Raw genomic sequence first — 26089 nt, 5'->3', positions numbered from 1 at the left:
GATGCTGTATCTGAAACCGGGTTCCCCACCGTTTCTCACAGACCACTCACTCCCGTGGCTGGATTGTCCCCTTCCCAAGTCCTTCCCAGGCGACGCGGTAGCCAAGGTGTGCGAGCGCAGCGCTGTCGTCCTCGATTCCGTGCGCGGAGAGTCGGTCAATCGCCGCCTGATACGCCATTTCGGGTTCAATCTCCTCGGCCAGTTCGTCCAGGACAGCTGGGTCGATAAGCGTGCGGCCGACGCGCTCGTGCGCCGGAAAGGCCACGTCTTCCAGCGCATCCTCGCTGACACCGTGCTCCGCGGCGAGGTCGGTGAGCGAGATAACGTCAGCGTCCGGCCGCAGTTCGTCGGGTATCTCCGCAACGCTCTCACGCACGAGTCGCTCCTCGTAGGGTCGCAGGGCGTCCCGCACATCTTTTACTCTGACTGTGCCGGAGTACGGAATTGCCCGGTTGTCTGTCGCCTCGATTTCCTCGCCGACGCCAAGCGATTCGTCGACGGCGACCAGCATCTCGACATCCTCCAGTGCGTCGAGGCGGGTGAGTTTCTTCTCGACATACTCCGGCGTCCAGAACCCCATAATTTCGAAGAAGATGCGGAAGGGTGTGTCGCCGTCGGTCCGGTCTGTGCTCTCTCCACGTCCCGTGTCTTGAACACCGGTGTCAGCGCCGGGCCGCCACTCAAATGCGAAGTCCGGAATGACGACGTGTTCGCCGGCCGCCAGCGGCTCCGGTTCGCGTATCAGGTCCCAGTCGAGGTCCAGCGCGGCAAACCGGCCGGCGAAGTCGGCTTCGACGCCGCTATCGTAGCTGACCTCTGTTACGGGCTCGACGCCCGGCACGGAGACATCTCCATCTGAGAGCGTGAGGTTCCGCTCGGTGCCCCGGTCATCGACGGTCGCCGTCAGCTCCCACTCGTTCGCGGTCGCGACTGTTCGCAGGAGGCGAGCGAAGCGGGTGCCGTACCGGCGCGTGTTCGAGAACAGCGCGTCGGGTCCTGTAACGACGACTTCCCGGCCGTTCCCTGTCCGGCGAATCTCGTACATCAGCCGGCAGCGTTTGACCGCCGAGACGAGCGCTTTCGGGTCCGACGAGCGGACTCGTACCTCGGTGGCATCGAACAGCGCTGTCTGCGCCAGTGAGAGGTTGTACTGGGTCCGCAGTTCGGCCGGCCCCCAGCGAGAGTCCACCGCAGTAAGGACCTGTCGAGAGTCCCGGTCGGCGTACAGCGTGTCGGCTAGCGACGCGGCGTCCGTTCCGAAGTGATCGGCTGCCTCGGCGAGTGCCTGCTCGCGTTCGGCTTCGGTCACGACGCCAACGTCCGAAGCGGCTTCGAACACCCGCCGACGGGCTCGAACAGGGTCGATCGGGGCTTGTGTCTCAAATGTTGCCTCCCGTTCGACGAGTTTCGCCAGCCCGCGGACCAGCTTGAAATCGTCGGCCTCCCGTTCGACATCCGCGAGTGCCGTTTCCAGCATCTCTCGGGACTCACCGACGTGGCCCTGATAGATACCGAGCACGCGGGCCGCCAGTCGCTCCGCGTCGGCGTCGGCGAACTGCAGGTGATAGCCGCCGCCAGCGCGGGACACCCGCAGGAGGTCTTTCGTCAGCACGCGCCTATCTCCGCCACGGAGCAACAAAAACACGGGGAGTGACGACGCCCCCGGTCGAGACGCCCGTAGCAGCCAGCATCATTCCGTCGGATGTCTGTCCTCGAAAGTGACTTCGACAGTTGTGTCGTCCGCTATCGACCGGTCAACGGCACGTTCAAGGTCGGAGACCAGAGCCGGATACGGCCGGTCGGCGGGCCGACTGACCGTAACGGTGACCACCCGGTCAAGCCGGTACACCGAGACGCCGCCGAACCGGGTCTGGACCGACTGTAATCGGAGCCGTTCGTATGATTCGTCGGATAATGCTTCGGTAACAGCGTTGTTTACGGACGTTTCGACCTGCATCTGTTGGGCGGTGACCGTCCCGGCACCGGCGAACGCGACCAGCAGCGTCAGGACGGCGACGACGGTCGGTGCGTACGTCCGGACCGTCTCGCTCGGCGGGCGGTCAGCCGCCCAGTTTAGCGGACGGAATCCGAGCCCCCAGAGGACGAGAACGCCGGTGAGGTTGATTGACGCGACGTTGACCAGCAGGAGAATACCCGCCCCAAGTGCGACGGCCGGCAGTCCCCAGGCGATACCGACCCCGATGGCCGCGGCGGCAGGAATGAGCGCGGCGGCAATCATCACACCGACCAGTGAGACCGGTAGCGCCGTTGCCAGTCCAAACGCCCCGGCGGCTCCCGCACAGAGGCCGACCACAAGCGAGAGAAACCCCGGTGAAATACGCTGGGCGATCTGCTGGACTGTCGTGACACGGAGCTGTCCGGGGACAAACCCGCTGTACCGGATGAACAGTCCGAACAGGGCCGCGCTCCCGATGGCGACAGCGAGCCCGAGCAACTGGTCGCGGACGCCATCGACAATGAGCCGGCGGTCGCTGAGCGTCGTCCCGACGCTGGCGATGAGCGCGGATCCGACCTGTGGTGCGATGACCATCGAGCCGACGACGATAGCCGGAGAATCGAGGAGCAGACCCGCCGTTGCGACGATCGCACTCAGGACAGTCATTCCGTAGTATGTCCCTTGTCCGGGGTTCATGCCGACCGCACGACCGCGGAGTTCGTCGTGGGAGATGCGGTCCTCGTGGCGGCGGGCGGAGTTCGACTGGTCTGGCCGGGCGGTCTTGGCGTTCCCGACAACAGTGTACCGGTCGGCGTCGAGCCCGGTCGCTTCGAGGTCGTCGAGTACCTCGTCGACGGCTTCCGGCGGGAGCGGAAACTGCAACAGCCACGCCGCCTCGTCGTCGCTCGTCTCCTTGGTCTGAACGTAGCTGATGTCACGGTCGTCCAGCACGTCGCGGACGCTGTCGAGGACGGAATCGGGAACACGGATGTGTATCAACCGCACTTGGACGCACCTCGCGACCCGCAACACTGGCGATTAGCATCGAACATTTCTCCGCTTCTCGCCGGGGAGAGCCATAGTTATCAAGGAGGTAATCCCGCTCAGCGTGGGAGAACGCTTGGACAACGACGGACCGCCTGCTATCTGCGTCGCCTGGCGACTCGCTCCTCCGCGGTTTCCTCAGTCACAAGTTCGTACAGCAGTGCCCGCCCGCCGTCGGCTTTCGGTCGGAGAACACGGCCAAGTCGCTGGGTAAACTCCCGCTCCGAGCCGCTCCCAGAGAGGAGAACGGCGACGTTCGCGTCGGGCACGTCCACTCCCTCGTCGAGGACGTTCGCGGTTACGACCCGGGAGTACGTCCCGTCGCGGAACCGCTCTAGTATCTCCCGGCGCTCGCTCGCGCCGGTTTCATGCGTTATCGCCGGAATGAGAAACCGCTCGGAGAGGCGATACACGAGGTCGGTGTGGGCGGTGAAGACGATGATCCGGTCCTCGCGGTGGCGGTCCAGAATCGTCGCCAGCCGGTCAACCTTTCGCTGGGCATTCATCATCACCTCGCGGGCGCGCTGTTTCGCCAGCAGCGCCTCGCGGGCCGCCGGGTCGTTGCCGGACCGCTTGACGAGTTCCTGATAATCGCTGCCGGACCGGAGCTGGATGTTGGATTGTTTGAGGTAGTCGGTGAACGTCCCCTGATGCTCTTCGTAGCGGTCCCGTTCGTCTGGCGTGAGTGAAACTTCGAGTCGCTTGATATCGTAGTCAGCGAGGTGCTCGCCAGCCAACTCGTCGACGCTGACCCGCTGGACGAGCGGTCCAACGAGGTCCGCAATGGCTTCGTGGGCCCCGTCCGGCCGCTCGAACGTCGCTGTCAGTCCGAGCCGCGACGGCGCAGCGAGCAGTCGAGCGATATCCCGATACCCTTTTCCACCAAGATGGTGGACCTCGTCGAAGACCACGAGTCCGAAGCGGTCGCCGAGTTCGTCGGCCCGCAGGTACGCCGAGTCGTACGTCGACACCGTGATATCCTCGACGCGCTGCTCGCCCCCTCCCATGCAGCCGACGGGCCGGTCGAACTCCCGCTGTAGCTCGCGCTGCCACTGCTCCAGCAGGTCGATGGTCGGGACGACGACCAGCGTTGGCGTCCCCAGTGCGACCATCGCCGCGATGCCGATGACGGTCTTGCCGCTCCCGGTCGGTAGTTCGAGACAGCCCCTGTCCTCGGCTTCACGCCAGGCGTCCAGCGCTGCCTGCTGGTAGTCTCTGAGGTCGTACGCCGTCGAGAGCGACAGTGACGGGAGCGAACAGACGTGGTCCTCATACGCCACCTCACGATCGTCAAGCGCGCTTCGGAGGTCGGCGTACCGGTAGGCCGGCGCTCGCCCTGTCTGTGAACGCCGGTCGTACTCGACGCCGGGCAGGTCCGACGGCAGGTCTCCCGACACGCGAATGGTCCCTGACTCGTACGTCAGCTCCAGCACACTCCGGGGTTCGCCGGTCCGGCCGATAACGCTTTCGCGGGCTGTATCGCTGTGTGTCGCCGGGACTCTCAGCTTCATCTCAGCGTCACGTCGCCAGCAGGTGAATAAACACTACAGTTTACATCTATTCGCCCCCTACACCTCCAACTATGGACGACGCCCGAACGACATTGCCTGCCCTCTTGCTGTCGCTAGTGTTGACGCTGGCTGTCGTGCCAGCCGGCGTGGCCGGAACACAGACGGCGCAGGACACACTGACCGTTGATAAAGGCGGGAGTGCCGAGTACCAGTCAATACAGGCCGCTGTGAACGCTGCCGACAGCGGTGACACCGTCGAGGTCCGGCCGGGCACCTACCGCGAAGAAGTCCGAATCAACGAGAGTATTACCCTCGCCGCACCCGACCGGGCGATACTGGACGGTTCGCGGTTCGTCAACGGAACCGGCGTCACGGTGGCCGGCGCAGCCGACGCGAACGTCACCGGATTCACCGTGCGTAACTACCGCTTTGGCGTCGCCGCCAACGAAACCAGCGGCGACTGGACCATCACTGAGACGACTGTTATCGCTGCCAATGTCGGGGTCTACGCGCCGAATACGGCTGGAAACTGGACTATCGAGGACGCCGCCGTCGCCAGCACAACCTACAGCGGCGTGTTCGTCCGCGGCACCAGCGGCGACTGGACGATTCGCGACACCCGATTCGTCAATGTCGGTGGCGACGGCGTCGATGTCCGCAAGTCCTCCGGTGACTGGACAGTCGCAACGGTTGTCGTCGACCGGTCCGGCGCAGACGGCGTCGACGCCTCCGGGACAACTGGCGACTGGACGGTCCGGAACACAGAGGTCCGCCGAAGCAACACCGGCGTCAAAGCCATCGACAGTGGCGGCAACTGGACGGTGACTGACCTGACGGTCCACCGAAGCGACACCGGCCTCGTAACCGCCTTCTCTGGAGGTGCGTGGACAGTTGAAGATTCTACCCTTGAAACCCGAGACATCGGTGTCTTCACCGCTCGAACGACCGGAGCATGGACTATCCAGAATACGGCCATTGAGAGCCAACAGCAGGGAATCCACGCCGTCAACACGAACGCGTCATGGACTGTCTCCGAGTCGACTATCTCCGTGACCGCAGAGCAAAATGCCATCGGTGTCGACGCCCGGTCCGCGACCGAGGGCTGGTCGCTGACCGAGGTCACCATCGAAAGCCCCGGTATCGAAGTCGCCGAGTGACGGGACCACGCTGGCAGTGTCTTCCCCGTCACAGGCTGCCAATCTCGTCACCAAAGCGAAGCCCTTAATTAAAACACCCCCCTCTCCCAGAGTGCGGGACCGTGGGGTAGCGGTATCCTCGGCGCATGGGGTGCGTCGGACCTGAGTTCGAATCTCGGCGGTCCCACTCAAGCTTTTACCAGATGCCGACACCTGTACGCTTAGGTGTGCGAGCGGTCAACTTCCTTCGCGGATTCGGCTGAAATTTAGTCGTTCTTTAAATACCGCTGAGAACCATAAGAAGTCTGTCAAGAAGCTACGGCTTCTGATCGAAATTCGGCGTCGTCAGCAGTGGCCGTATCCACCCTGTGCGTTTGTCCCTGCAAGCCGACTCGTCGAGGATGGCGCGACTGATGCAGAGGTGCGCCGTGCAGTCCAAGAGGTCGACGACGAACTCGCGCGAGGTGGTTCCGATGAGTGACGCTGAGCGCCACGTAGATCCCGCTGAGGAAAGCGACGAGAGCGAGATACCGAACTCTGGTCCAAGTCCAGCAAGACGTGGCTCAACTCCTGAAAACCTGCCAGAGGAACACAGGCCGGACCTCCCACACGTCGCGGATGGCGAGAGTACCGACTGGTCGCAGTACACGGCCTATCGGTGCTGCATCTGCCAAGACAACTGCATCAACAAGATCGACTCGGATTACGCCCGGGCGAGAGAGTGCCGCCACTGCTACGCAGTTCCGGTACTCGACCGACACAGCGTCGACGATCCGGCGCTTGATCGGTAACTCCTCTGTCCGACGATGTGCCGAGGAGAGGACAGGGGAGTACCCGCCGTAGGTAGCCGACCCACCGTCCGACCAACCCAGTGTGTCGGCGGCTCGACCCCACAGGTTCGCGTTCCGGGAGAGGAAACCCCCCTTGCGGGGGTTGACTCGACCTCTCAGCCGCGCGTCTCTGCCAGCCCCCACAGCCCACCGAAAGCGAGGGCGCGGGAGAGCTGGCACGCCCGGCAGCGCAGCGGAGCGAGCAGCCCGGACCGGGCCGCGAGCGCCAATCGCGGCCCGCACCTGCTCGACCAGCCGGAAGCGACCCTTCACGGGTCGACCCGGAAGCCCGAGCGTTTCCCCCGAACCCGGCGGGTGAGGGGAATCGTTACCGCGTTCATCTGTCCGACCAATGCTGTTCCTGCCTGCGCGGGGTCCCACGCATGACGAGCCGCGTGGAGCCGCCGGGACACCTGGGCGGCCTCGACCTCGCTGATAGATGTAACACTCCCGTCTTAGCGGACCTTCTGGAAGAGCGTGATCTCCTCGGCCACGGCCAGTTGCTCGACGGAACACTGACCGAACGGGACGAAGATCGCGTACGCATTGCGAAGTTCATCGCGGCGCATCCAGAGGGTACGCCGCTGTCGCACGTCGTTTCGTACGCAGTGAAGGGAGTGTCACCTGAGACGTGCGAGCGCGTCGACGGTTCGGATCCGGACTACCAGTTTGCATACCGCTTCGTCGACGACCTTGTAGCCGATGACGACCCGTACGTGCGGAAATCTCGGTCGTCAGGCGTTCTTTTCGTGACCCCGACACTGCGGCTTCTTGACTTGATTACAGAAGGCATTACTCAAACAACCCAGACAGAGGGCCTGACGTATGATCGTGAGTTCCTGCGTAATTACCTCTCTCGTGTCGATTCTGTGGGTGATGACCTGCGGGAGCTACTGAAAGACGGTTTTACATCCTACCTGAACCGCATCAAAGATTACAAACTGCTGTTCGATGTCCACTTCGTCGACCGACGCGGCGGCGAGTCCACACAGCGGATGACGAAAGACTACAAGACCCGCTTCAACGACCAAGGCCGCGTTTCCAAGCAGTTTGCCCGGTTCAATGACGCGCTGGAATACGGTTACGAGAACGCTGAAAACGCCGTGCTGGTGACGTTGACGACCGACCCGAAGCGCCAAGACTCGCTGCTCGACGGGATAGATTCGATAAACGAGAACTTCAACCGGTTGTTGTCGTATTTCGACTCGGACCCGTCGACGAAAGCCGATACCCGCGACCCGAGCGTTCCCGGCTGGCGTCCCGACCTCGACGACGACGTGACCGGGCGACCGCGCGACCGACCGGACTACATCAAGGCGCTGGAGTTCACCGAGAAAGGATACCCGCACCTGCATGTGCTGTTTTTCGACGTGCCGACCCGCCAGCAAGACGGATTGCCGTGGCTGTGCGATAAACCCGAAGTAGCCGCGAAATGGGCCGACTACGGCCAAGGCGAGATCGTCGACGTGTACCCACTGACATACCGCGACGACCTCGACGAGCTGGAACCAGAGTTCCAGAGCGACGAGGGCTTCGTCGACTGGTACAGGTTCGGCGACCACGATCACGGCGAAGAGTGGGTTCGAGAACGGACCCGCTCGCACGAGTTGATCGAGTTCGGCGACGACGGCCATGAAATGGAGTCGACGGCTGGCGCGTATCTCGGGAAGTACCTGAGCGCGACGTTCGGCTCACTGCTCGACGCGACGGAGTCCTTCGAGCAGGGCGATGACGACCGAGAGACGTACGCTGACAAAGCGGCGACGTGGAAGCTCGCGCTGTACTGGGCGACGAACCGACGGTTCTGGTCTTGCTCGGAGTCGATTACGGAAGGAATCGACCCGAACGACCACCTGCAAGACCCGGACGTGCGCGAAGCCGTCCGCTGGTGTTCGCTCGACTCAGTACAGGCCGCGAGCGAGCGAGAGATACGCGACGACCTGGCGCGTCGGCAATGGGACGACCTCGACGATCTCGATGCCGCCGTAGAACGGGCGATTTCTGATGTGGAACAGCCGCAGGTGCGTTCGACGTTGCCCGAAGAAGCCTCATTCAGGTGTATTGTGGATTATATCGGTGCCTATGCGTATTGGGACCTCCCGAGTAGCGAGTTCACTGGTAACTCGTGTAACCTCGAAACTGCTGAAGACAATGTTGTTGGTGTCAATAGTGTACCAGCGGTTGATCGTGAAAACGACCCGCCGATCCTTTCGATATGGAAGTAGAACAATCCATCCGCCGATAATGTAATCTATATTTAATTTTGTGCGTGCGTTATAACTTAAATATCATTTCGGCGTTATTGTCTGGAGTTAGTTAATATCCAAACACGGACAAGATATTTAACCGATGGTTATCATAATTACTGATATGCCAAAACTCAAACTAAGGTTTGGTGAGGTCGAAACGGATGAAAGCATCCCTTCGATGGATGCTATTGCTCAGGAAATTGATAGTAATGGTATCTTCGGATATGAAGGTGAACGACGAGGTGTATCTACTGAAGCAGATGATGCGCAGTATGATGTTGGAGATGACTACATTTTCGCGAGGTTTGTCGGGGAAGTGACGGAGGAAAGAAAGGAGATCTCAGACGGTATAGTTTCAATTGGTGAGAGCAACATCGCCCGTGTAATGCGATTCTTGCTTACAAGAGATGGTTCATATGCTTTTGAAACCACTTCTGGTGTCTATGACGAGGATGCGCTGGATTATCTGATTGGTGAAGATTCGTTCGATATAGACTTCCAGTGTAACCGCTATAATCGATTTACACGAGAGCAAATGAAGGAATTCTATACCTCCTCTTTCCGAGTCCGTGGCGTGCAAATTGAGGAAATTGGGGACCGTCAACCAGATAACCACTCTGTTCAACAGGACGTTGCGGAATACGTAGAAAATGCTGGTGAGAATGCTGTTCGTGCTGTGTTTAGTACTGGGTCGCAAGACAACAATCTGAAAGGTGCTGAGATTGTCGACGGATTTTCTCGACTTTCAGATGTCAATTACATCCGCATGAAAGATTCTGAAGGACAAATCAGCGAAGCAAACAGTTCTGGCCGATATGTGATGAGTCATCCTGCGGACCTAACGATCCCCGAACAAGGCGAAAGAGTTCGTGACGTTATGTCTACGGTAACGTCTGGACTCACTCAGGACGACGAATAGATCAACCGGTTATTTGAATCGGTTCCGGTGAAGCATCCGTTAAATGAGTCTCCGATGTACTGACGGTGACTGGGTCCCCGATAGGAGAACGTTGCTCTTGCTGTGTGAACGTCCGATAAGTGAGTCCCCGACACGCCATCGGTGACCGAGTCCCCGATGGGAGAGTGAATCCCGGCGCTTCGGGTCGTGTCTGTAGAGTGCTCGGTGAACGAGTCCCCGACGTGAAACCGACGACCGAGTACCCGATGGGAGAACGGAACCAGCGATACAAAGCGACCGTCGAACGAGTCCCCGACGTGCTGACGGCGACCGAGTCCCCGACGGGAGAGCGTACTATTCGTCGTCAACCCACCAGACCCAGCTACGACCGGCTTGCTTGCCGTTGATGCGGCCCTCGTCGTGGAGTTCCTTAAGTCGCCGAATCGTGGCCTTATCCTTGATTGGCAACTGCTCCGAAACCTCGATAGTCGATAAAACGTGTTCGGACGTATCGCGTAGGACTTTGACGATCTCGTCGTCAGTTACGTCTGGTTTCCGTCCAGCCATTACCGTATTCAATCGAATGTTTTGCTTATAAAATCCCACTAGAGCCGTTGTACGTATATCCCTCATTACATCTTTAGAAACTATTAATAGATTTCAGTATGACTATCCATTACGGAGGTCACCCGGACTGCTGGAACAGTTCGGAAAACGCGGACCCGGTGCTGGAACACCGGCCCGCTGTGGCTTCCGTGCTGGCTCACGGAAGCATGTTAGCGAACACAACCGCGAGGATTAAACCCCTCGCTCGACCCCGCCGGAGGTTATCCGCCAGTCGTGTTAGTTTCTCAAGAGTGGATTCAGAAAGCCGGATAAACGCAGTAATCAGTGGGCCTAGCCCCACGGTTCCACTTTCACCCTACCGAGACGGTCCGGTTTATACGTGCAATCAGCAGTCAGGAGTGGATGACTGCCCCGTCAAAGCTGATATCGGATTCGCTCGTCCGCCCTCGAAACAGAACCGGATGCCCCATCCGAGAGGGACACCGATGAGTGACGATCTCCAACCGCTTGCCCCGCGGCAAGCACTGGAGATGTGGATAGACCGGCAGAAAGCCGAGAAAGCCGACGAGACGGTCCAGAGCTACTACTACCGCGTTCGGCAGTTCGTCGACTGGCTCGACGAAGAGGGCATCGACAACCTGAACGACCTGACCGGGCGCGACGTGTTCCGGTACGACTCCGAGCGGCGTGCTGACGGGCTAACCAAGAACGCCCTGAACACGCAACTCGGGACGATCAAACTGTTTCTGGACTTCTGCGTCGACGTAGAAGCTGTTCCGCCGGTACTGCCCGCGAAAGTCGACGTGCCGACCCTCTCGAAGGCAGAACGAGCGAACGAAGAGAAACTGACGGCGAACCGTGCCGAGACGATTCTGCACAAACTGGAACAGTTCGACTACGCCAGCCGCGACCACATGCTGTTCGCGCTGGCGTGGCATACCGGCGCTCGACTCGGTGCGCTACGTGCGCTCGACCTGGAAGACTGCTACCTCACCGACGACGATCTCGACCGACTGGCCCACCGGGACGGACTCTCCGACGAGGAACTCGAACAGTTCGACGTTCCGTTCGTCTACTTCTGCCACCGGCCTGAGACGGATACGCCGCTGAAGAATCAGGAGGATGGTGAGCGACCGGTCGGCCTGTCGGAAGAGATCGGGCAGCTGCTCGAAGACTACATCGAGGTGACCCGCGTCGAGGTCGAGGACGAACACGGGCGCAAGCCGCTGTTCTCCAGCAAGCGCGGGACCGGTCGGATGTCGAAGGGCGCTATTCGCTCGCGGTTCAACATCATCACCCAGCCGTGCCGTTTCGGGACGTGCCCGCACGACCGCGATACGGAGACCTGCGAGGCGCTGGAACACGGCTACGAAGCGCGCTGTCCGTCGGCCCGATCTCCACACCGGATTCGGACTGGCTCGATCACGCATCACCGCGATGAAGGATGGCCGCCGGAGGTGCTGGCCGAGCGTGTGAACGCGACCCCGGAGGTCATTCGCACGCACTACGATCAGCCGGACCTCCTGAAGCGGATGGAATCGCGCCGTAGCTACCTCGACTAACAGCAGTTCACAGATCACCCATGAGTCACAACCACGCGTACCCACGGATGAACAGCTCTAGAGACGAATCGCGGCACTCGGCGGTCCCACTTTTCACGAAGCGAAACGAGCGACGGAGTCGTTCAAACAGGCAATCAATGAAAGCTGCCACGCGTCACTTCCAGGTGAAGTACGTCAGCACGCCGATACCAATCGTTTCGAGCATCTGGAGCACCATCATCACCTGAACGGCAATCGCGGGCATCGCCGGTGCGGTGAAGTAGAAGTACAGGGCAACGGCGTTTTCGGCCAGCAGGAACGATGCGAACACGATAGAGCCAAGCGTCAGCGGGGCACGGATCTCCCGGTACGTCTGCACCCAGATGCTGATGAGGACGCCCAGCAACAGGATGTTGACTGCGGCGGCGATACGAGCCCCGTTCAATACAAGACTCATGATGCGGGCTCCTGTCGTTGGTCAGTGGCCAACTGTCGGCGATGTGGTGTCGTGCTCATGTCAATCGTCCACCTGTGTGAGGATTTGTTCGACCGTGTCCCAGTGGGTTCTCGCGCGCTCGCTGGGGAGATAGATAACGCCGTAGTCGGCATCGCTGCTGGTGATGACGCCGTTGTCTTCGAGGACATCGAGATGGTACCGGACTGTGTTGTACGCGAGGTCAAGGTCATCAGCGAGCTGGTTGGCGTTTCGCGGCTGGTCGGCCAGCGCGCGAAGCACGCGGGCACGGTTGGGTCCTCCGCGGGTACCTGCAAGCGTTTGCCAGAGGACCGTCTCCATTCTGGTTCCATTTCCGGACGGGGTGGCAAGAATCCACCGACATGGGGCACGACCGGCCGCGCACGCCCGGAGATTGCGCCCCACGGCTGAGTGGGCGGCAGCCAGGGTGGAAAACACCACCGTTTGGCCCGGGTCTGAGAACCGTCGCCGCACCCAGCGCGAGAAACCTGTTGTCCATGTTGCAAACGTCCGGGAATGTTCGATAAAACAGTTTCGGGAAATTCGAGCAAACGGCGGGCTCGAACTCTCTAGCCGGATTTGAGAGAGAATTGAGAGAGAGTCACGCCCGAGTCACGAAATGTACTATTTAGCTGACAATCCCAGCAGATGATGGATGTCATCAGACACGACCCGACGACGGATCTTGCTCGGTATCGGAACCGGTGTGACAGTCGGCATCGCTGGCTGTAGCGGCGGCGGTAACGGCGGTGCCGAAGAGCCAGACACCGAGACGGACAGCGGCATGGACACGCCGATGGAGACCGAAACAGACACTCAGACCGAAGCGGAAACCGATCCGGGGACTGCGGCGGTCCGAGTGGCGCACATGTCGCCGAACGCCCCGAACGTGGACGTCTATCTTGAGGGCGATGCAGTCCTCGAAGACGTTCCCTTCGGTGCGGTGAGTCAGTACCTCGACGTGCCCGCGGGAGAGCGGTCGGTCGAGATAACCGCCGCTGGTGATCCGGACACGTCGGTGTTTTCGGGGCGTGTTCCGGTGGAAGCAGACACAGCGTACACCATCGCCGCAGTCGGTGAAATCGGCGATGACGCCGACCAGGCGTTCGAACCGCTGGTACTGGAAGACGACAACAGCGACCCCGGCGGCGACACCGCACGCGTCCGCCTGGTCCACGCTTCGCCCGACGCGCCGGCCGTCGACGTGACCCTCGCGTCGAACGGAGATGCGCTGTACGACGGCGTCGAGTACGGCGGCTCCGGCTACATTGAAGTGCCTTCGGGGGACTATACGCTCCAAGTGCGTGGTGACACGGAGAGCAACGACGGCGACGTCGCCGCGGAGTTCGACGTGAGCCTGTCCGGTGGCGAGGTGTACACGGCATTCGCAGCAGGCTATCTCACGCCGGACGACGACCCGGCGGACGCGCCCTTCGACCTGCTCGTGACACAGGACACTGGCGGCAGCGCTACGGAAACTGAAACAGAGTCCGAGCCAGCGAATGTCCGGGTGGCACACATGTCGCCGAACGCCCCGAACGTTGACGTGTACGTCGACGGGTCGGCCGTGCTCGAAGACGTGCCCTTCGGCGCTGTCAGTGACTATCTGGAGGTCCCCGCTGGCGCGCGAACGGTCGAAATCACTGCTGCCGGCGACCCGGACACGTCGGTGTTCGAGGGTGACGTGACCGTTGAGGGCGGACAGGCGTACACCGTCGCAGCGGCCGGCGAAATCGGCGACGATACCGGTGACTCCTTCCAGCCACTCGTGCTCGCCGACAATCTCACCGCACCCAGCAATGGGACAGCCCGCCTCCGACTGGTTCACCTCTCGCCCGATGCCCCACAAGTCGACGTGACAGTCGGATCGAGCGGCGACGTGCTGTTCGATGCTGCCGACTTCCGGGAATTCGACAGCGTCGAGGTGCCAGCGGGTGAGTATACGATACAGGTCCGCGGAGCGACACCTGACAACGACGGGGACGTTGTCGCGGAGTACGACCTTAGCCTGGCTGGCGAAACCGGGTACACCGCCTTTGCGGCGGGCTATCTCACGCCGGACGACGAACCGGCAGACACACCCTTTGATCTGATTGTCGCACAGGACACCGGCGGAATGTAGCGGCCCGCGGGACGCCGTGGGCTCCCCGCAGGTATCGACGCAGTCGACCGTGTCGGAACGAGACCGATTTCCTCTACACTTTTGTGACGCCACTAGCAAGCGGGGGTATGGGAAAGGCAAACGACGTAGACTACGCTGACCTGCACGACCCGAACGCAGAGTACACCATGCGGGAGCTCTCTGCGGAGACAATGGGTGTCACCGCCAAGCGCGGCGGCGGTCGCGACGTGGAGATCACCGACGTTCAGACGACGATGGTCGACGGGAACTTCCCGTGGACGCTCGTCCGAATCTACACCGACGCAGGCATCGTCGGCACGGGCGAGGCCTACTGGGGCGCTGGCGTCCCGGAACTCATCGAGCGGATGAAGCCGTTTGTCGTCGGCGAGAACCCGCTGGACATCGACCGCCTGTACGAGCACCTCATCCAGAAGATGAGCGGCGAGGGGAGCGTCGAGGGTGTCACCGTGACGGCCATCGCTGGCATCGAGGTCGCGCTACACGACCTTGCGGGCAAGATCCTCGAAGTACCGGCATACCAGTTGCTCGGTGGGAAGTACCGCGACGAGATGCGCGTGTATTGTGACTGTCACACCGAAGAAGAGGCTGACCCCGAGGCCTGCGCCGAGGAGGCCCGTCGCGTCGTCGATGAACTGGGTTACGACGCCCTCAAGTTCGACCTCGACGTGCCAAGCGGCCTGGAGAAAGACCGCGCGAACCGACACCTCCGCCCGGGTGAAATCCGACACAAGGCCGAGATTGTCGAGAAGGTCACCGAGGAGGTCAAAGACGAGGCCGACGTGGCCTTCGACTGTCACTGGACGTTCTCGGGAAGCTCCGGCAAGCGCCTCGCCGACGCCATCGAAGAGTACGATGTCTGGTGGCTCGAAGACCCCGTTCCGCCGGAGAACATCGAGGTGCAGGAGGAAGTCACAAAGTCCACAACCACGCCGATCACCGTCGGCGAGAACCGCTACCGCGTCACCGAGGAGCGACGGCTCATCGAGAACCAGGCCGTCGACATGATCGCGCCGGACATGCCGAAGGTCGGCGGCATGCGCGAGACGCGCAAGGTTGCCGACGTGGCGAACCAGTACTACATCCCGGTCGCGATGCACAACGTCTCCTCGCCGATCGCGACGATGGCGAGCGCACACGTCGGGGCTGCAGTCCCGAACTCACTGGCCGTCGAGTACCACTCCTACGAACTTGGTTGGTGGGATGACCTGGTCGAGGAGACCGTCATCGAGGACGGTTACATCGAGATTCCGGAGGAGCCGGGTCTCGGGCTGACGCTCGACCTCGACGCTGTCGAAGAGCACGTTGTCGAGGGCGACACCGTCTTCGACGAGGCGTAAGGTTCGACCCCCATCGTTGGTGTTGACGGGGGCGGCACCGGGTGACGTGGTGGTCACCCGATAGTACTCACGACGGCACAGTTACGCCGTCTCGAACTCGACGCCGGTGATCTCGAAGCGAGCACCGCCGGCGTCGCTTTCTGTGACCGTTATCGACCAGCCGTGGGTATCGACGATCTCATCGACGATTCTGAGGCCAAAACCGGGACCCGACGCCAGCGAGTAGCCACCCTCAAACACAGTGTCGCGCTCGCCGGCCGGAATCCCAACGCCGTCGTCCGCGACGTAGAAGCCGTCGTCCAGTTCGCCAACAGTAAGCGTCAGGTCAGCGGCTGGTCTCTGCGACTGTGAGAGAGAGGTCGTCGCACGCTGTTCGCCGGCGTCGTCTTGTCTCTCGGTGTGTGGCGTCTGTCCGTGTTCCACGCTGTTGCGGATCAGGTTCCCGAAGAGTTGCCGGAGCCGGCTTGGGTCCGCCCGCACCACGGCCGAGGTCTGTAGTTCCAGTGTCGCGTCGCCGGTCTCGACAGTTTGCCAGCACTGCTCGACGACTGTCTGGAGCGGCACCGGCTCGCTGTCGAGCGCTGTCTCGCCGTTCTGGGCCAGCGTCAGGAGGTCATCGATGAGCTGTCCGATACGGCCGTGGGCTCGCTTGACCGCGTCGAGGTGGTCGCTATCGTGCTCAATCTGTGCGAGTTCTAGCTGGCCCCGGGCAACGTCCAGCGGGTTCCGGAGGTCGTGACTGACGACGCTGGCAAACTCTCCGAGGCGCTTGTTTTGCTGTTCAAGCGCCTGTTGGCGGCTTTCGCGGGCGGAGATATCCCGTCCGATACCGACCACGCCGAGCGGCGAGCCGTCAGCAGCTGTTATCCGGCCCCCGGTGAATTCGTACGGCACTGTCGTGCCATCGGCGGTTAGCAGATCGGCCTCGAACGACGTTTCACCGGTCGCAAAAGCCGTCTCGATGCCCTGTCGAACGGTTTCACGATCTGATGGGGCGAAGAGCGCTGTCAGCGACATCGGCCCGAGATCAGCGTCTGTATATCCGGTGGCTGCCGCCAGTGCATCGTTCCAGCGAGCCAGCTCGCCGTTCTCATCGAGTTCATAGAACAGATCCGGCACTGCATCGACCGGTGCGTCAGGGCGGTCTATTTCTGCAATATGTTCGGACTCGCATCGCTTCCGTTCGGTGATGTCACGCGAGGCACCGACGATTCTGGCGACCGTGCCATCTTCAACAATGGGCTGTGCCTTGGCTCGCACCCAGCGCTGTTCGCCATCCGGTCTGGTGATTTGGAATTCGAGTTCGACGGATTCTCCGGCTGAGACGCGCTGCATCGACTGGATGACTCTATCCTGATCCGTGGGATGAATCGCTGTCATGAACTCATCGGGGCTGGTCTGCAACGACTCGACGGAGCGGCCGTAGAGCGTTTCGTATGCCGAATTGACGAACTGTATCTCGGTCCAGTCCCCGGAGAACACCCACAGCAGTTCGCTCGACTGTTCTGCCAGTTCTGTGAGTTGCTGTCTAGTCCGACTCGCGAGTTCTGTCGACCGGTGATGTTCGACGAGTAACCGAATCCGATTGGCGAGAAGGTCGCGACGGGCAACAGCTGTATCTCTTCTGAAAACGTCGGTAACCCCGTTCGAGATTGCGTCGCTGGCGACGGATTCCGGCTCGGTCAGTAGCAACACCGGGACATTACTGTCCCGCTCGCGGACTATCTCAGCGAATTCACGGCCGGACCGGTCCGGGAGGTTGTCGGCGGCAACGATGCCATCGATAGCGGTGCCTTCGAGACGGTCGAGCGCACTGTCTGCCCGGTCGGTCGTCGTCAGCGTCAGCGAGTCCGGGCCCCGACTATCCGGGAACTCGACAGTCTCGTCGAGTAGCGGCCTGTCGTCTACCTGCAACACGTGCATCGAATTCGCAGCCGCATATGTGTCAGACATATTGTGTAAATAGAAATTCATCATCCCTCTTGAAGCTACGCCTGCAGTGATACATTACGCACCGAAGCGGTCTGAAACTGCACCCCGATCAATCTTGTCTGGGCCGCTGGTCGGCATCGCCTCGACGAACGCGATATCGCGGGGGTGTTTGTACCGTGCCAGGCGGTCGTCGAGGAACGTTCGGAGGTCGTCAAGCGTCAGCGGTCGGTCGCCAGCCCCGTCGGTCACAGCAGTGGATGTGGGCTCGATGACAGCCTTTCCGACCTGCCCCCATCTGTCGTCGGGGACCGGAATCACGACGACTTCACCGACCATGGGATGGTCGGCGATAGCGTCCTCGACCTCCGCGGGAAAGACGTTCTCGCCGCCGCTGACGAACATGTGCTTGGTGCGGCCCTCGATGTAGTAGTAGCCGTCCGCGTCGACGCGGGCGAGGTCGCCGGTCGACACCCAGCCGTCGCCAAATGTCTCGGCGGTCGCGTCCGGGTTGTCGAGGTAGCCCGCCGCGGCGTGGGGCGAGCGCAACTGGAGTTCGCCAACGGTGCCGGGGTCGACCGGGTCCCGTGAACCGGCGGGGCTGCCTTTGTTGTCACGGTCTTTGGGTTCGACGACTCTGGCGTCAACGTGCAACACCGGCTTGCCGACCGAACCGGCCTTCTCGTGGAGCCAGCCCTCGGGCATCGCGAAGTTGTTCGGCCCGCACTCGGTGAGGCCGTACCCCTGCGAGAGGTTGACGCCACGGTCCCACCACGTCTCCATCACGCTTTTGCGACAGGGGCCGCCGCCGGATTTGGCGAAGCGGAGCGACGAGAGGTCCGTCTCCGCCCAGCGGTCGTGGTTCGCCATCATCCGCAGGATTGCCGGGACGGCGACAAGGACGGTCCCGCCCTCCGAGTCGATGATCTCCAGTACGTCGCTAGGGTCAAACGCACGGGCGATGACCACTGTCCCGCCCATGTGCCACAGGGGGACGGTGAGAACGTTCCAGCCACCGGTGTGAAACATCGGAAACACCATCGGCGTCACGTCGTCCTCGCGCAGTCCCCAGGCCGTAATCGTATTCAGAGAGTTCCAGACGATGCCGCGGTGGGTTAGTTCCGTCTCCTTTGGCGTTCCAGTCGACCCACCGCTGTGCAGGAGGAGATGTGTGTCGCCGGGGGCCGGCGTTGCTGTCTCGACGGGTGTGTCGTCCTCGGGGAGGGCCGAAGCGTAGGGCGTGCTGTCGAGCGTGGCAGCCGAGGACGCGCTGTCGGCGGCGGTTCCGAGATTGATAAGCTGGGGAGCCGCCGTATCGGCTGTCTCCAGAGCAGTCGAGACAGTCTCGGCGAAGGAAGCCTCGACAACGAGGAGTTCCGGGTCCACGCGGTCGAGGAGTTCGGCGAGTTCCGGGGGCGCAAGCCGGTGGGACAGCGGAGCCAGTCGGCTCCCGGTCTTGGCGGAGGCGAAGAACAGGTCGACGACAGCTGGGCGGTTCCGCGAGACGACGGCGACAGTACCGGTAGACTCACCACTGTCGCCGACGCCGTGCCGCCGAAGCAGGCGAGCGGTCCGGTTCGCTCGCCGGTCCAGTTCGGCGTACGTGAACCGCTCGCCGGTCGTCGCATCCACCAATCCCTCGCGGTCGGGGGTGAGCGCGGCCCGGCGCTCGCTCCAGGCACCGACCCACTTTTGTGGGGTACCGGGGCCGAGTTCAGACATCGTCGATAAACTCCTGTATCTGTGTGTTGACGCGCTCGTACTCCTCGATGAACAGCAGGTGCGGGCCGCCGTGGACGGTGATGAAGTCGGCGTTCGGGAGCCCGCGTGCCAGTAGCTTCCCGTTCTCGTAGGGGACCACCTCGTCGGCGGTCCCGTGGATGACGAGGGCCGGGACTGTGATTTCACCGAGGCGGTCCGACGCGTTGAACGCCTGAACCGCCGCGCCTTGCCAGTCCAGTGCTTGGTCGCTGGCGTCGCTGTCGATGCGCCAGTCGATGATGCGCTCGATGAGGTCCTCGTGGGCTTCTATGAACGAATCTGAGAGCGCCGGCTGCATCTTGTACCGTCGGAGTTCGCGTTCGTCGAGGTCATCAGGGACGGCGAACATCCGCTGCTGTGTCTCCTCAGGGACGGGGACCGCTTCGGGACCACCTGGGGAGGTACACATGAGCGTCAGCGACCTGGCCCGGTCGTACTCCAGGGCGTATTGCTGGGCGATCATCCCGCCCATGCTGGCCCCGACGACGTGGGCCTGCTCGATGCCGGCGTCGTCGAGTACGGCCTCCAGGTCGCTCGCCATCTGGCTCATGGTGTACGGACCTCCGGGTTCGTCCGAATCGCCGGTTCCGCGGTTGTCCCACACGATAGTCTGGTACTCCTCAACGAGCGCTTCCTGTTGCCACAGCCACATCCAGCGGCCGTAGCCGATGCCCTCAACGAAGACGACGGTTTCGGCGTCAGGCGGCCCCTCGCGCTCGTAAGCGAGCGAGACGCCGTCGTTGGTTGCGTAGTGCATACTGACTGGTTCTGGTTGAATATTCTTCAAGTAGTTCGGTTCCGCGTTCATTGCTCTGGCTCTGCGTTCGGGTGGTCGCGCGGCGTATCGTTTCGCCGTCGATACGTCTCTGTCGGGTAGCCGGGCAGTGACCGGCCGCTCCATGCCCAGGTCGTCGTTCTGTCAGGCGGTTCGATTGTCGTTTTTACGGGTTTCATTGGTCGGACTCACCCCAGACCTTCGCCGGCAGCGCCTCTGCGAACGTCCCACCGACACGTGCCCGGAGCGTCCCAAGCAGCCCGTCGGGGACGTAGAGCACGAACAGCACAAACACGATTCCGACGTAGAGGCTCGCGTGGCCGTTCAACAGCAGGTCGATGAGCCCGCCGATGGTCGTCTCGCCGACCAGCGTCGCGTCAAGGGTTTCCTGCCCTAACAGCGCACGGAGATAGGGCAACAGGCCGCCACCCTGCCCGGCCTTCGAGAGGAACTCTCGGACGGTCTCGTCGAATAGATGCCCGTACAGCGAGCCGGCAAGCGTGCCGAAACCGCCGATGATACTCGCAAGCAGGGCGTCGCCAGTCACCAGGAAGTAAAAGGAGTTCTCCGGGCTTGCCGAGCGCTTGAAGCCGGCGAATAAGCCACCGGCAACGGCAGCGAAGAAGCCACTGATGGCGAAGGCCCCGAGCTTGTACAGATACGTGTTGTAGCCGATGGCGACGGCGCGTTCCTCGTTTTCCCGGATGGCGAGCATCACTCGGCCAAAGGGGGAGTGGATGATGCGCTGCATAGCGAAGTAGCAGGCCAGAACGACGAGGCCGATCATGTAGTAGGACACTTCTGTGCCGGACAGCGTCGACCCCAGCAGGGCGACCTCGTCGCCGGTAAGGACGCCGATTGACAGCGAGAGCTGGTCGATGCCGGGAACCCCGATCTGAAATCCCTCGGCGTGGCTTGGCCCGACCGCCGGACCGTCGCGGGGGTTGGTCGCCACGTAGTCCCAGCCGCGGACGAACACGTAGAACACCTGCGCGAAGCCGAGCGTAATCATCGCGAAGTAGACGCCAGAGAGGCGGAACGAGACGAGGCCGACGAGCATCGCCAGCACGACGGCGATGAGACCGCCGACCAGCAGGGACAGCATGAACGGCGTCCCGGGGCCAAGCAGCGGCAGCTTCCCGTTGGCGATGAGGATGACGGTGTACGCGCCAGTACCGTAGAACACCGCGTGGCCAAACGAGAGGTAGCCGGTGTAGCCGCTGATGAAGTCAAACGAGATAGCAAAAAGGCCGAAGTACAGCACGCCGACCATCGTCTCCACCGTCGGCAGGAGCATCTGCGTCTCCGCGCTCACCGCCGAGTTCAACAGCGTGTGATACACCGGCGGGTATAGCGCCAGCAGGGCAATGACGAGGATGTGGGCGGTGTGGTCTCGCAGGTACTCCCGCGGCCATCCCGTTTCCACAGTCGTGGCCGGTGGCTCGGACGCCGCCTCGGCGTCAGCCTCGGGTTCAGCGCTAATGGCCCCCCACCTCCTCGACGCCGAACAGGCCCTGCGGGCGGACGATGAGCGTCACCACGAGGACCAGAAACAGCACGAGTTCCGGCAGGCCCGTGAACTCGATGACGTTCTGGAACCACCAGGTCGTTACCGCGTCGGCCATCCCGACGACCAGTGCGGCGACGACGGTGCCACGGAACGTTCCGAGGCCGCCGACGATGACGACGATGAACGCCGGCAGCAGCGTCTCGGCCGCGAGCGGGACGCTCGCGCCCCACGTCGGGTCCCACATCAGCAGCGTTCCGGCCGCACCGGCAAGGCCGATACCCAGCGCGAACACGACGGTGAACACCTGGCGAACGTCGATGCCGAGCGCCGATGCCATCTCCGTGTCCTCACTCCCGGCCCGGATGTACAGGCCATAGCGAGTCTTGGTGAGGAACGCCCAGATGCCGACCACCGTGATAGTTCCAAGGAGTATCTGGAACAACGACATCCAGCCGACGCTGACGGGACCGAGGGCGACCGGTTCGCGGAGGAACTGCGGCTTGGTCGCCAGCGCGGCCTGCCAGTCCGACAGCGGCTGGAGGCCGTAGACACCCAGCACAATGCGAACGACCTCCTCGATGACGAGCGTCAGGCCGAACGTCAGCAGGATCTGGTATATTGGCGGCCGGTCGTACAGCGGCCGGATGATGGTTGTCTCGATAGCCCCGCCCAGCATCGTCAACAGTGCGAAGACGACGACGATGGCGACGAAAAACAGGCCGAGGCGGGTCAGCGGCGCTGTTCCGCCAGTGACTGTGACCACCATCAGGAGGCCGCCGAGGTACGCCCCGACCATCGTCAGCGACCCGTGGGCGAAGTTCAGCACGCCCATGAGGCCGAAGATGAGTGTGAGGCCGCTGGCGATCATCACGTACAGCGCCGACTTGGCGAGTCCGTTGACGATGACACCGCCGAGTTCACCGAGGGTCAAAAACTCCGCGAGCGCTTCGACAATCATGCCGATAGATACCTCCTGAACCGCTCGTCGTCAGCCGTCACCGCCGCTGTCTCGCCGTCGTCGACGACGCGGCCCTTGTCGAGGATGTAGAACCGGTCGGCGAGGTCGAGCGCCAGCGGAAGGTTCTGCTCGACCAGCAACATCGTCACCTCTTCGCTCGCCTTCGACAGCGCCTCGGCCACGTCGGCGACAATCTGGGGAGCTAGCCCCTCGCTCGGTTCGTCGACCAGCAGCAGGTCGTTGTCGCCGACCAGCCCGCGAGCGATGGCGAGCATCTGCTGTTGGCCGCCCGACAGCGTGCCGGCGTCCTGCCCCCGCCGCTCTTCGAGAATCGGGAACGAATCGAACGCCAGTTGCAGACCGTCGCTCACATCGTCGGGGTCCGGTATCGCCGCCCGGAGGTTCTCCTCGACACTGAGTTGGCTGAACATCCGACGGTCCTCAGGAATCCAACCCAGCCCCCGAGTCGCGACCTCGTGTGTTTCCAGCCCGACCAGCGACTCATCGCGGAACGTGATCGACCCCTCACGAGGTGGCGTCAGTTGCAGGATGGTCCGGAGTGTGGTCGTCTTGCCGACACCGTTGCGGCCAGCCAGCGCGACCACCTCTCCCTCCTCGACGGAGAGGTCAACGCCTTCGAGGATGTGGCTGTCGCCGTAGTACGTGTGGACGCCGCCGAGTTCGAGCAGGCTCACGCCGTCCCCTCCTCCGAGTCCGTTTCGGACCCGGCCGCAGTCGTATCGTCGTCAAGACTGCCCGGTTCGTAGCCGCCGAGATACGCCGACTGTACGTCGGGGTTAGCCTGTACCTCTGCTGGCGGTCCGTCGGCGATGACCGCACCCTGATGGAGCACGACGACGCGGTCGGAGACGCCCATCACGATGTCCATGTTGTGCTCGACCAGCAGGACTGGGTAGTCCTCGGCGACCGCTTCGATGAGGTCCCGGATTTCGTCGACGCTCTCCGAGGAGACGCCGGCGTTTGGCTCGTCCAGCAGGAGCACTGCGGGGTCGCCGGCCAGCGCGATGGCGACTTCGAGTTTGCGCTTTGCGCCGTGGCTCAGCGTGCTCGCGAGGTCCTCGGCCCGGTGGGCAAGCCCGACCCGGTCGAGAATCTCGTGGGCGCGCTCCGTGAACTCGTCGTAGTGGTCGACGTTGCGCCAGAACGTCGTGGCGTCGTCGCTGTGGGCCTGCTCGGCGACCCGGACGTTCTCCAAGACCGTGCTGTTAGGGAAGACATTCGTCACCTGATAGGAGCGGTGGATGCCCTTGCTGGCCGTCTCGTGCGGCGACGCGTCGGTGATGTCCTCCCACTGTCTGTCACGCCGGAGTTCGACCGTCCCCTCGGTGGGCGAGAGGGTCCCGGTCAGCAGATTGAAGAACGTCGTCTTGCCGGCCCCGTTCGGGCCGATAAGTGAGCACAGTTCCGCTTCGAGTTCAAAGTCGACGCTGTTGACGGCGGTGAGTCCGCCGAACTCCTTTGTCAGTCCCTGTGTTCTGAGCATCCCTACAGTGAACAGTCCATCTGGTCGCTATCCTGTGGGATAGTCGTCTCGTCGGCACTGATTCGGGCCAGCGGTTCGCCGGGCATGATGGCGGCGCCCCAGTTGTCGGCCCACTCGTCGGTTGTCGGAATCGGGTTCGCGACGGTCATCGCCGAGCGCGCCTGGTTGTTGTACTCTTGGAAAGTGTAGCCGCCCTCGCCTTTCGGCGTGTCGGTGACTGTCATCCCCTTCAGGGCGTCGGCGATGTCCGTACCCTCGGTCGACCCGCTCTCCTGAACCGCCTGATGGATCGCTGACGCGCCGGTGAAGGTCCCCGCTGAGAACAGGTCCGGGACGACGCCGTAGGCGCTGGTGTAGCTGTCGACGAACGCGTCGTTGATCGGGTTGTCGTACTGGTTCCAGTGGTAGCGAGTCGTGAACGGCCCGAGCTGTGAGTCCCTGATCTTCTCCGCTGTCAGGGGCTCGCCGAGCACGCTCTGCATCGTCCCACCGACGACGCTGTTGGTGATTCTGGTGGCGAACCCGCCGAACACCCGATATGAGTACTCACCCGAGAGGAATGCGTTGAACATCGCCGGGAGTGTCGCGACGGTGAACCCGCCGACGACGCCTTCGGCCCCGGCTTCCTCGGCGTTGTCAAGCAGCCCATCCCACTCGGCGTAGCCCTGTTCGACGAAGCGTTCGCCGACGATATCGACGCCTTCGGCCTCCAGCACGTCCCGGTAGTTGTTGACGACCGCACGGCCGAAACTGTAGTCCGCGCCGAACAGATAGACGCTCGATACGTCCGTCTCTCTGGCGACGTACTTCCCGCCCGAGCGGGCGTCCATCGCGGTGTTCTCGCTCGCTCGGTAGACGAGGTCGCTACAGGTCTCGGAGTTGGACGTGATGTCGGCCGACGCCGCCGGACCGAGCATGATGGGGACCTGCGCCTGATTGACGACCGTCGTGACGACCCGGCTGGCGACCGCCGAGGACGCACAGCCGGCGAGCATGTCTACGTCTTCGTTCTCGACGAGGTTCGTCGCTGCCGTCTGTGCCGTGTCCGCCGAGAACTCCGTGTCCCGAATTAGCAGGCGATACTCCGTGTCACCGGCGGTGATCGTAACCTCGCCGCTGCCAGGGTCTGTCGGCGGATCGGTATCACCCTTGTACGCCAGCCCGGAGAGGAACCCCCACAGCGACTGGTCGCCGTAGTACTTCAGGTCACCAGCGCGGGGCTGAAGGACCCCGATACTAACGGTCTGTGCCGAACCACTGCCGCCCGATTCGCCGTTCGTGCTACTGTCCGTCGTCCCGCCGTCCGAATCGTCCTGTTCAGTCATGGATGAGTCGTCACTGACACAGCCGCTGAGCCCGACAACACCAGCACCGAGCGCGCCGAGAACGCGCCTCCGTGTAGCCGTATTCTGCATAACAGATTATTGTAGACTCGCCGACCATATAGTGTGCTGAGTTAACATGTTAACGCAGTTCTCGTCCGGACCGGGATTGGTACAAAAATGGCGGTAGACGGCCTATCTCGCCCCTCGCTTGCGGACTGTCCTCTCACACCGATTTGACTATCTGCTACGTAGCTGATTCAGCGACTGTTGCCCGGTATATCTCAGCGGTCACCCACGTTAGTAACGGGGGAATAATAGAGAGTCCCAGTCCAAGGGCCACCACGAACTGTGTGTCAGACGAAATGGAGTAGATACCTGCGACAAAGGTTCCTTTGACGGCAGCTAGCCAAACGAGTATCACTGTCGGTATCACTGCTCGCTGACGAAATGATGCCCACACTGATACAGCCAGGAGCGTAATTCCGAACAGAAGGTACGCGAGAGTTACGATTTCAGCTAGAAGCCCGAGTTCGTGGCTGGGGTCTATTCGCAGGTGTGCCCAATACCGCTTGATACCCAACCAGCAAACATAGAGGCCAGCTAGGCTGAGACCGACAGACGGCATTTGATCGCGGAGTG

Annotated in this window: 22 protein-coding genes and 1 tRNA gene; 8 read left to right on the top strand and 15 right to left on the bottom strand. The window is 62.2% G+C overall.

Annotation, left to right across the window (positions count from 1 at the left end; genetic code table 11):
* Window positions 1-46: 46 nt before the first annotated feature.
* The 3 genes from G9463_RS09950 to G9463_RS09940 form a co-directional block, all read right to left on the bottom strand.
* Window positions 47-1612: a DUF790 family protein gene (locus G9463_RS09950; RefSeq protein WP_165896607.1), complete on the bottom strand. Its 1566-nt coding sequence runs from the start codon at window positions 1610-1612 to the stop codon at window positions 47-49.
* Window positions 1613-1690: 78 nt separating this feature from the next.
* A complete protein-coding gene (locus tag G9463_RS09945; protein WP_165896606.1) occupies window positions 1691-2962 on the bottom strand; it encodes a TIGR00341 family protein in 1272 nt (423 codons plus the stop codon).
* 137 nt (window positions 2963-3099) lie between these two features.
* Window positions 3100-4434 carry a DEAD/DEAH box helicase family protein gene (locus G9463_RS09940; RefSeq protein ID WP_165896614.1) on the bottom strand — a complete coding sequence of 445 codons (1335 nt, stop codon included), beginning with the start codon at window positions 4432-4434 and terminating at the stop codon, window positions 3100-3102.
* Window positions 4435-4583: 149 nt separating this feature from the next.
* Between G9463_RS09940 and G9463_RS09935 the strand changes: the two genes are divergently transcribed.
* The 5 genes from G9463_RS09935 (at window position 4584) to G9463_RS09915 (ending at window position 9646) form a co-directional block, all read left to right on the top strand.
* The gene (locus tag G9463_RS09935; RefSeq protein WP_165896605.1) at window positions 4584-5669 is read left to right on the top strand and encodes a nitrous oxide reductase family maturation protein NosD; all 1086 of its coding nucleotides are present in this window, start codon (window positions 4584-4586) and stop codon (window positions 5667-5669) included.
* Window positions 5670-5764: 95 nt separating this feature from the next.
* A tRNA-Pro gene (locus G9463_RS09930) sits at window positions 5765-5835 on the top strand.
* 286 nt (window positions 5836-6121) lie between these two features.
* The gene (locus G9463_RS09925; protein ID WP_165896604.1) at window positions 6122-6439 is read left to right on the top strand and encodes a hypothetical protein; all 318 of its coding nucleotides are present in this window, start codon (window positions 6122-6124) and stop codon (window positions 6437-6439) included.
* 422 nt (window positions 6440-6861) lie between these two features.
* The gene (locus G9463_RS09920; protein WP_165896603.1) at window positions 6862-8703 is read left to right on the top strand and encodes a hypothetical protein; all 1842 of its coding nucleotides are present in this window, start codon (window positions 6862-6864) and stop codon (window positions 8701-8703) included.
* 145 nt (window positions 8704-8848) lie between these two features.
* On the top strand, window positions 8849-9646 hold the full coding sequence (locus G9463_RS09915) for a hypothetical protein (protein ID WP_240150002.1): 798 nt from the start codon (window positions 8849-8851) through the stop codon (window positions 9644-9646).
* 333 nt (window positions 9647-9979) lie between these two features.
* Here the strand turns inward: G9463_RS09915 and G9463_RS09910 are convergent, their stop codons facing one another.
* Window positions 9980-10192 (bottom strand): hypothetical protein, encoded by a 213-nt coding sequence (locus G9463_RS09910; protein ID WP_121302957.1) that lies wholly within the window; start codon window positions 10190-10192, stop codon window positions 9980-9982.
* A gap of 485 nt (window positions 10193-10677) precedes the next feature.
* Between G9463_RS09910 and G9463_RS09905 the strand changes: the two genes are divergently transcribed.
* Complete coding sequence (locus tag G9463_RS09905; RefSeq protein ID WP_165896602.1) at window positions 10678-11754, top strand: site-specific integrase; 1077 nt, start codon at window positions 10678-10680, stop codon at window positions 11752-11754.
* 154 nt (window positions 11755-11908) lie between these two features.
* On the opposite strand, the gene G9463_RS09900 is transcribed toward G9463_RS09905, so the two are convergent.
* Together G9463_RS09900 and G9463_RS09895 are read right to left on the bottom strand one after the other, a co-directional pair.
* Window positions 11909-12190 (bottom strand): hypothetical protein, encoded by a 282-nt coding sequence (locus tag G9463_RS09900; protein WP_011223101.1) that lies wholly within the window; start codon window positions 12188-12190, stop codon window positions 11909-11911.
* Between the two features lie 60 nt (window positions 12191-12250).
* Window positions 12251-12529, bottom strand: a complete 279-nt coding sequence (locus G9463_RS09895; protein WP_004516907.1) for a winged helix-turn-helix domain-containing protein — start codon at window positions 12527-12529, stop codon at window positions 12251-12253.
* A gap of 334 nt (window positions 12530-12863) precedes the next feature.
* On the opposite strand from G9463_RS09895, the gene G9463_RS09890 reads away from it, so the two are divergent.
* Window positions 12864-14330 carry a DUF4397 domain-containing protein gene (locus G9463_RS09890; RefSeq protein ID WP_165896601.1) on the top strand — a complete coding sequence of 489 codons (1467 nt, stop codon included), beginning with the start codon at window positions 12864-12866 and terminating at the stop codon, window positions 14328-14330.
* A gap of 107 nt (window positions 14331-14437) precedes the next feature.
* Entirely contained in the window at window positions 14438-15688 is a 1251-nt protein-coding gene (locus G9463_RS09885) for a mandelate racemase/muconate lactonizing enzyme family protein (RefSeq protein ID WP_004962036.1), read from the top strand.
* Between the two features lie 81 nt (window positions 15689-15769).
* On the opposite strand, the gene G9463_RS09880 is transcribed toward G9463_RS09885, so the two are convergent.
* From G9463_RS09880 to G9463_RS09840, 9 genes are all read right to left on the bottom strand, one after another.
* On the bottom strand, window positions 15770-17641 hold the full coding sequence (locus G9463_RS09880; protein ID WP_165896600.1) for a PAS domain S-box protein: 1872 nt from the start codon (window positions 17639-17641) through the stop codon (window positions 15770-15772).
* Window positions 17642-17695: 54 nt separating this feature from the next.
* The gene (locus G9463_RS09875) at window positions 17696-19339 is read right to left on the bottom strand and encodes an AMP-binding protein (protein WP_165896599.1); all 1644 of its coding nucleotides are present in this window, start codon (window positions 19337-19339) and stop codon (window positions 17696-17698) included.
* Window positions 19332-20186 carry an alpha/beta fold hydrolase gene (locus G9463_RS09870; protein WP_165896598.1) on the bottom strand — a complete coding sequence of 285 codons (855 nt, stop codon included), beginning with the start codon at window positions 20184-20186 and terminating at the stop codon, window positions 19332-19334. Before G9463_RS09870 ends, G9463_RS09875 begins: the two co-directional genes overlap by 8 nt.
* Complete coding sequence (locus G9463_RS09865; RefSeq protein ID WP_007189867.1) at window positions 20183-20332, bottom strand: hypothetical protein; 150 nt, start codon at window positions 20330-20332, stop codon at window positions 20183-20185. Before G9463_RS09865 ends, G9463_RS09870 begins: the two co-directional genes overlap by 4 nt.
* The gene (locus G9463_RS09860) at window positions 20329-21495 is read right to left on the bottom strand and encodes a branched-chain amino acid ABC transporter permease (protein WP_079890973.1); all 1167 of its coding nucleotides are present in this window, start codon (window positions 21493-21495) and stop codon (window positions 20329-20331) included. The genes G9463_RS09865 and G9463_RS09860 overlap by 4 nt, the downstream gene beginning before the upstream one ends.
* Before the next feature lie 136 nt (window positions 21496-21631).
* Window positions 21632-22621 (bottom strand): branched-chain amino acid ABC transporter permease, encoded by a 990-nt coding sequence (locus tag G9463_RS09855; RefSeq protein ID WP_004962050.1) that lies wholly within the window; start codon window positions 22619-22621, stop codon window positions 21632-21634.
* Window positions 22618-23316, bottom strand: coding sequence for an ABC transporter ATP-binding protein (locus tag G9463_RS09850; RefSeq protein ID WP_007189869.1), 699 nt, complete (start codon window positions 23314-23316; stop codon window positions 22618-22620). Before G9463_RS09850 ends, G9463_RS09855 begins: the two co-directional genes overlap by 4 nt.
* A complete protein-coding gene (locus tag G9463_RS09845) occupies window positions 23313-24125 on the bottom strand; it encodes an ABC transporter ATP-binding protein (RefSeq protein WP_165896597.1) in 813 nt (270 codons plus the stop codon). Before G9463_RS09845 ends, G9463_RS09850 begins: the two co-directional genes overlap by 4 nt.
* 2 nt (window positions 24126-24127) lie before the next feature.
* Window positions 24128-25540, bottom strand: coding sequence for an ABC transporter substrate-binding protein (locus tag G9463_RS09840; RefSeq protein ID WP_165896596.1), 1413 nt, complete (start codon window positions 25538-25540; stop codon window positions 24128-24130).
* Window positions 25541-26089 lie beyond the last annotated feature (549 nt).

This window comes from Haloarcula sp. JP-Z28 (assembly GCF_011440255.1).
Classification (GTDB): domain Archaea; phylum Halobacteriota; class Halobacteria; order Halobacteriales; family Haloarculaceae; genus Haloarcula; species Haloarcula marismortui.
Note: the sequence above shows the minus strand (reverse complement) of the source record. Positions and strands in the feature narration are given on the sequence as shown.

Bases quoted from the DNA above. Each gene is read 5' to 3' on its own strand.
- G9463_RS09935 (WP_165896605.1), top strand. From the start codon at position 4,584: ATGGACGACGCCCGAACGACATTGCCTGCCCTCTTGCTGTCGCTAGTG.
- G9463_RS09925 (WP_165896604.1), top strand. From the start codon at position 6,122: ATGAGTGACGCTGAGCGCCACGTAGATCCCGCTGAGGAAAGCGACGAG.
- G9463_RS09920 (WP_165896603.1), top strand. From the start codon at position 6,862: ATGACGAGCCGCGTGGAGCCGCCGGGACACCTGGGCGGCCTCGACCTC.
- G9463_RS09915 (WP_240150002.1), top strand. From the start codon at position 8,849: ATGCCAAAACTCAAACTAAGGTTTGGTGAGGTCGAAACGGATGAAAGC.
- G9463_RS09910 (WP_121302957.1), bottom strand. From the start codon at position 10,192: ATGGCTGGACGGAAACCAGACGTAACTGACGACGAGATCGTCAAAGTC.
- G9463_RS09905 (WP_165896602.1), top strand. From the start codon at position 10,678: ATGAGTGACGATCTCCAACCGCTTGCCCCGCGGCAAGCACTGGAGATG.
- G9463_RS09900 (WP_011223101.1), bottom strand. From the start codon at position 12,190: ATGAGTCTTGTATTGAACGGGGCTCGTATCGCCGCCGCAGTCAACATC.
- G9463_RS09895 (WP_004516907.1), bottom strand. From the start codon at position 12,529: ATGGAGACGGTCCTCTGGCAAACGCTTGCAGGTACCCGCGGAGGACCC.
- G9463_RS09890 (WP_165896601.1), top strand. From the start codon at position 12,864: ATGTCATCAGACACGACCCGACGACGGATCTTGCTCGGTATCGGAACC.
- G9463_RS09885 (WP_004962036.1), top strand. From the start codon at position 14,438: ATGGGAAAGGCAAACGACGTAGACTACGCTGACCTGCACGACCCGAAC.
- G9463_RS09880 (WP_165896600.1), bottom strand. From the start codon at position 17,641: ATGTCTGACACATATGCGGCTGCGAATTCGATGCACGTGTTGCAGGTA.
- G9463_RS09875 (WP_165896599.1), bottom strand. From the start codon at position 19,339: ATGTCTGAACTCGGCCCCGGTACCCCACAAAAGTGGGTCGGTGCCTGG.
- G9463_RS09870 (WP_165896598.1), bottom strand. From the start codon at position 20,186: ATGAACGCGGAACCGAACTACTTGAAGAATATTCAACCAGAACCAGTC.
- G9463_RS09865 (WP_007189867.1), bottom strand. From the start codon at position 20,332: ATGAAACCCGTAAAAACGACAATCGAACCGCCTGACAGAACGACGACC.
- G9463_RS09855 (WP_004962050.1), bottom strand. From the start codon at position 22,621: ATGATTGTCGAAGCGCTCGCGGAGTTTTTGACCCTCGGTGAACTCGGC.
- G9463_RS09845 (WP_165896597.1), bottom strand. From the start codon at position 24,125: ATGCTCAGAACACAGGGACTGACAAAGGAGTTCGGCGGACTCACCGCC.
- G9463_RS09840 (WP_165896596.1), bottom strand. From the start codon at position 25,540: ATGCAGAATACGGCTACACGGAGGCGCGTTCTCGGCGCGCTCGGTGCT.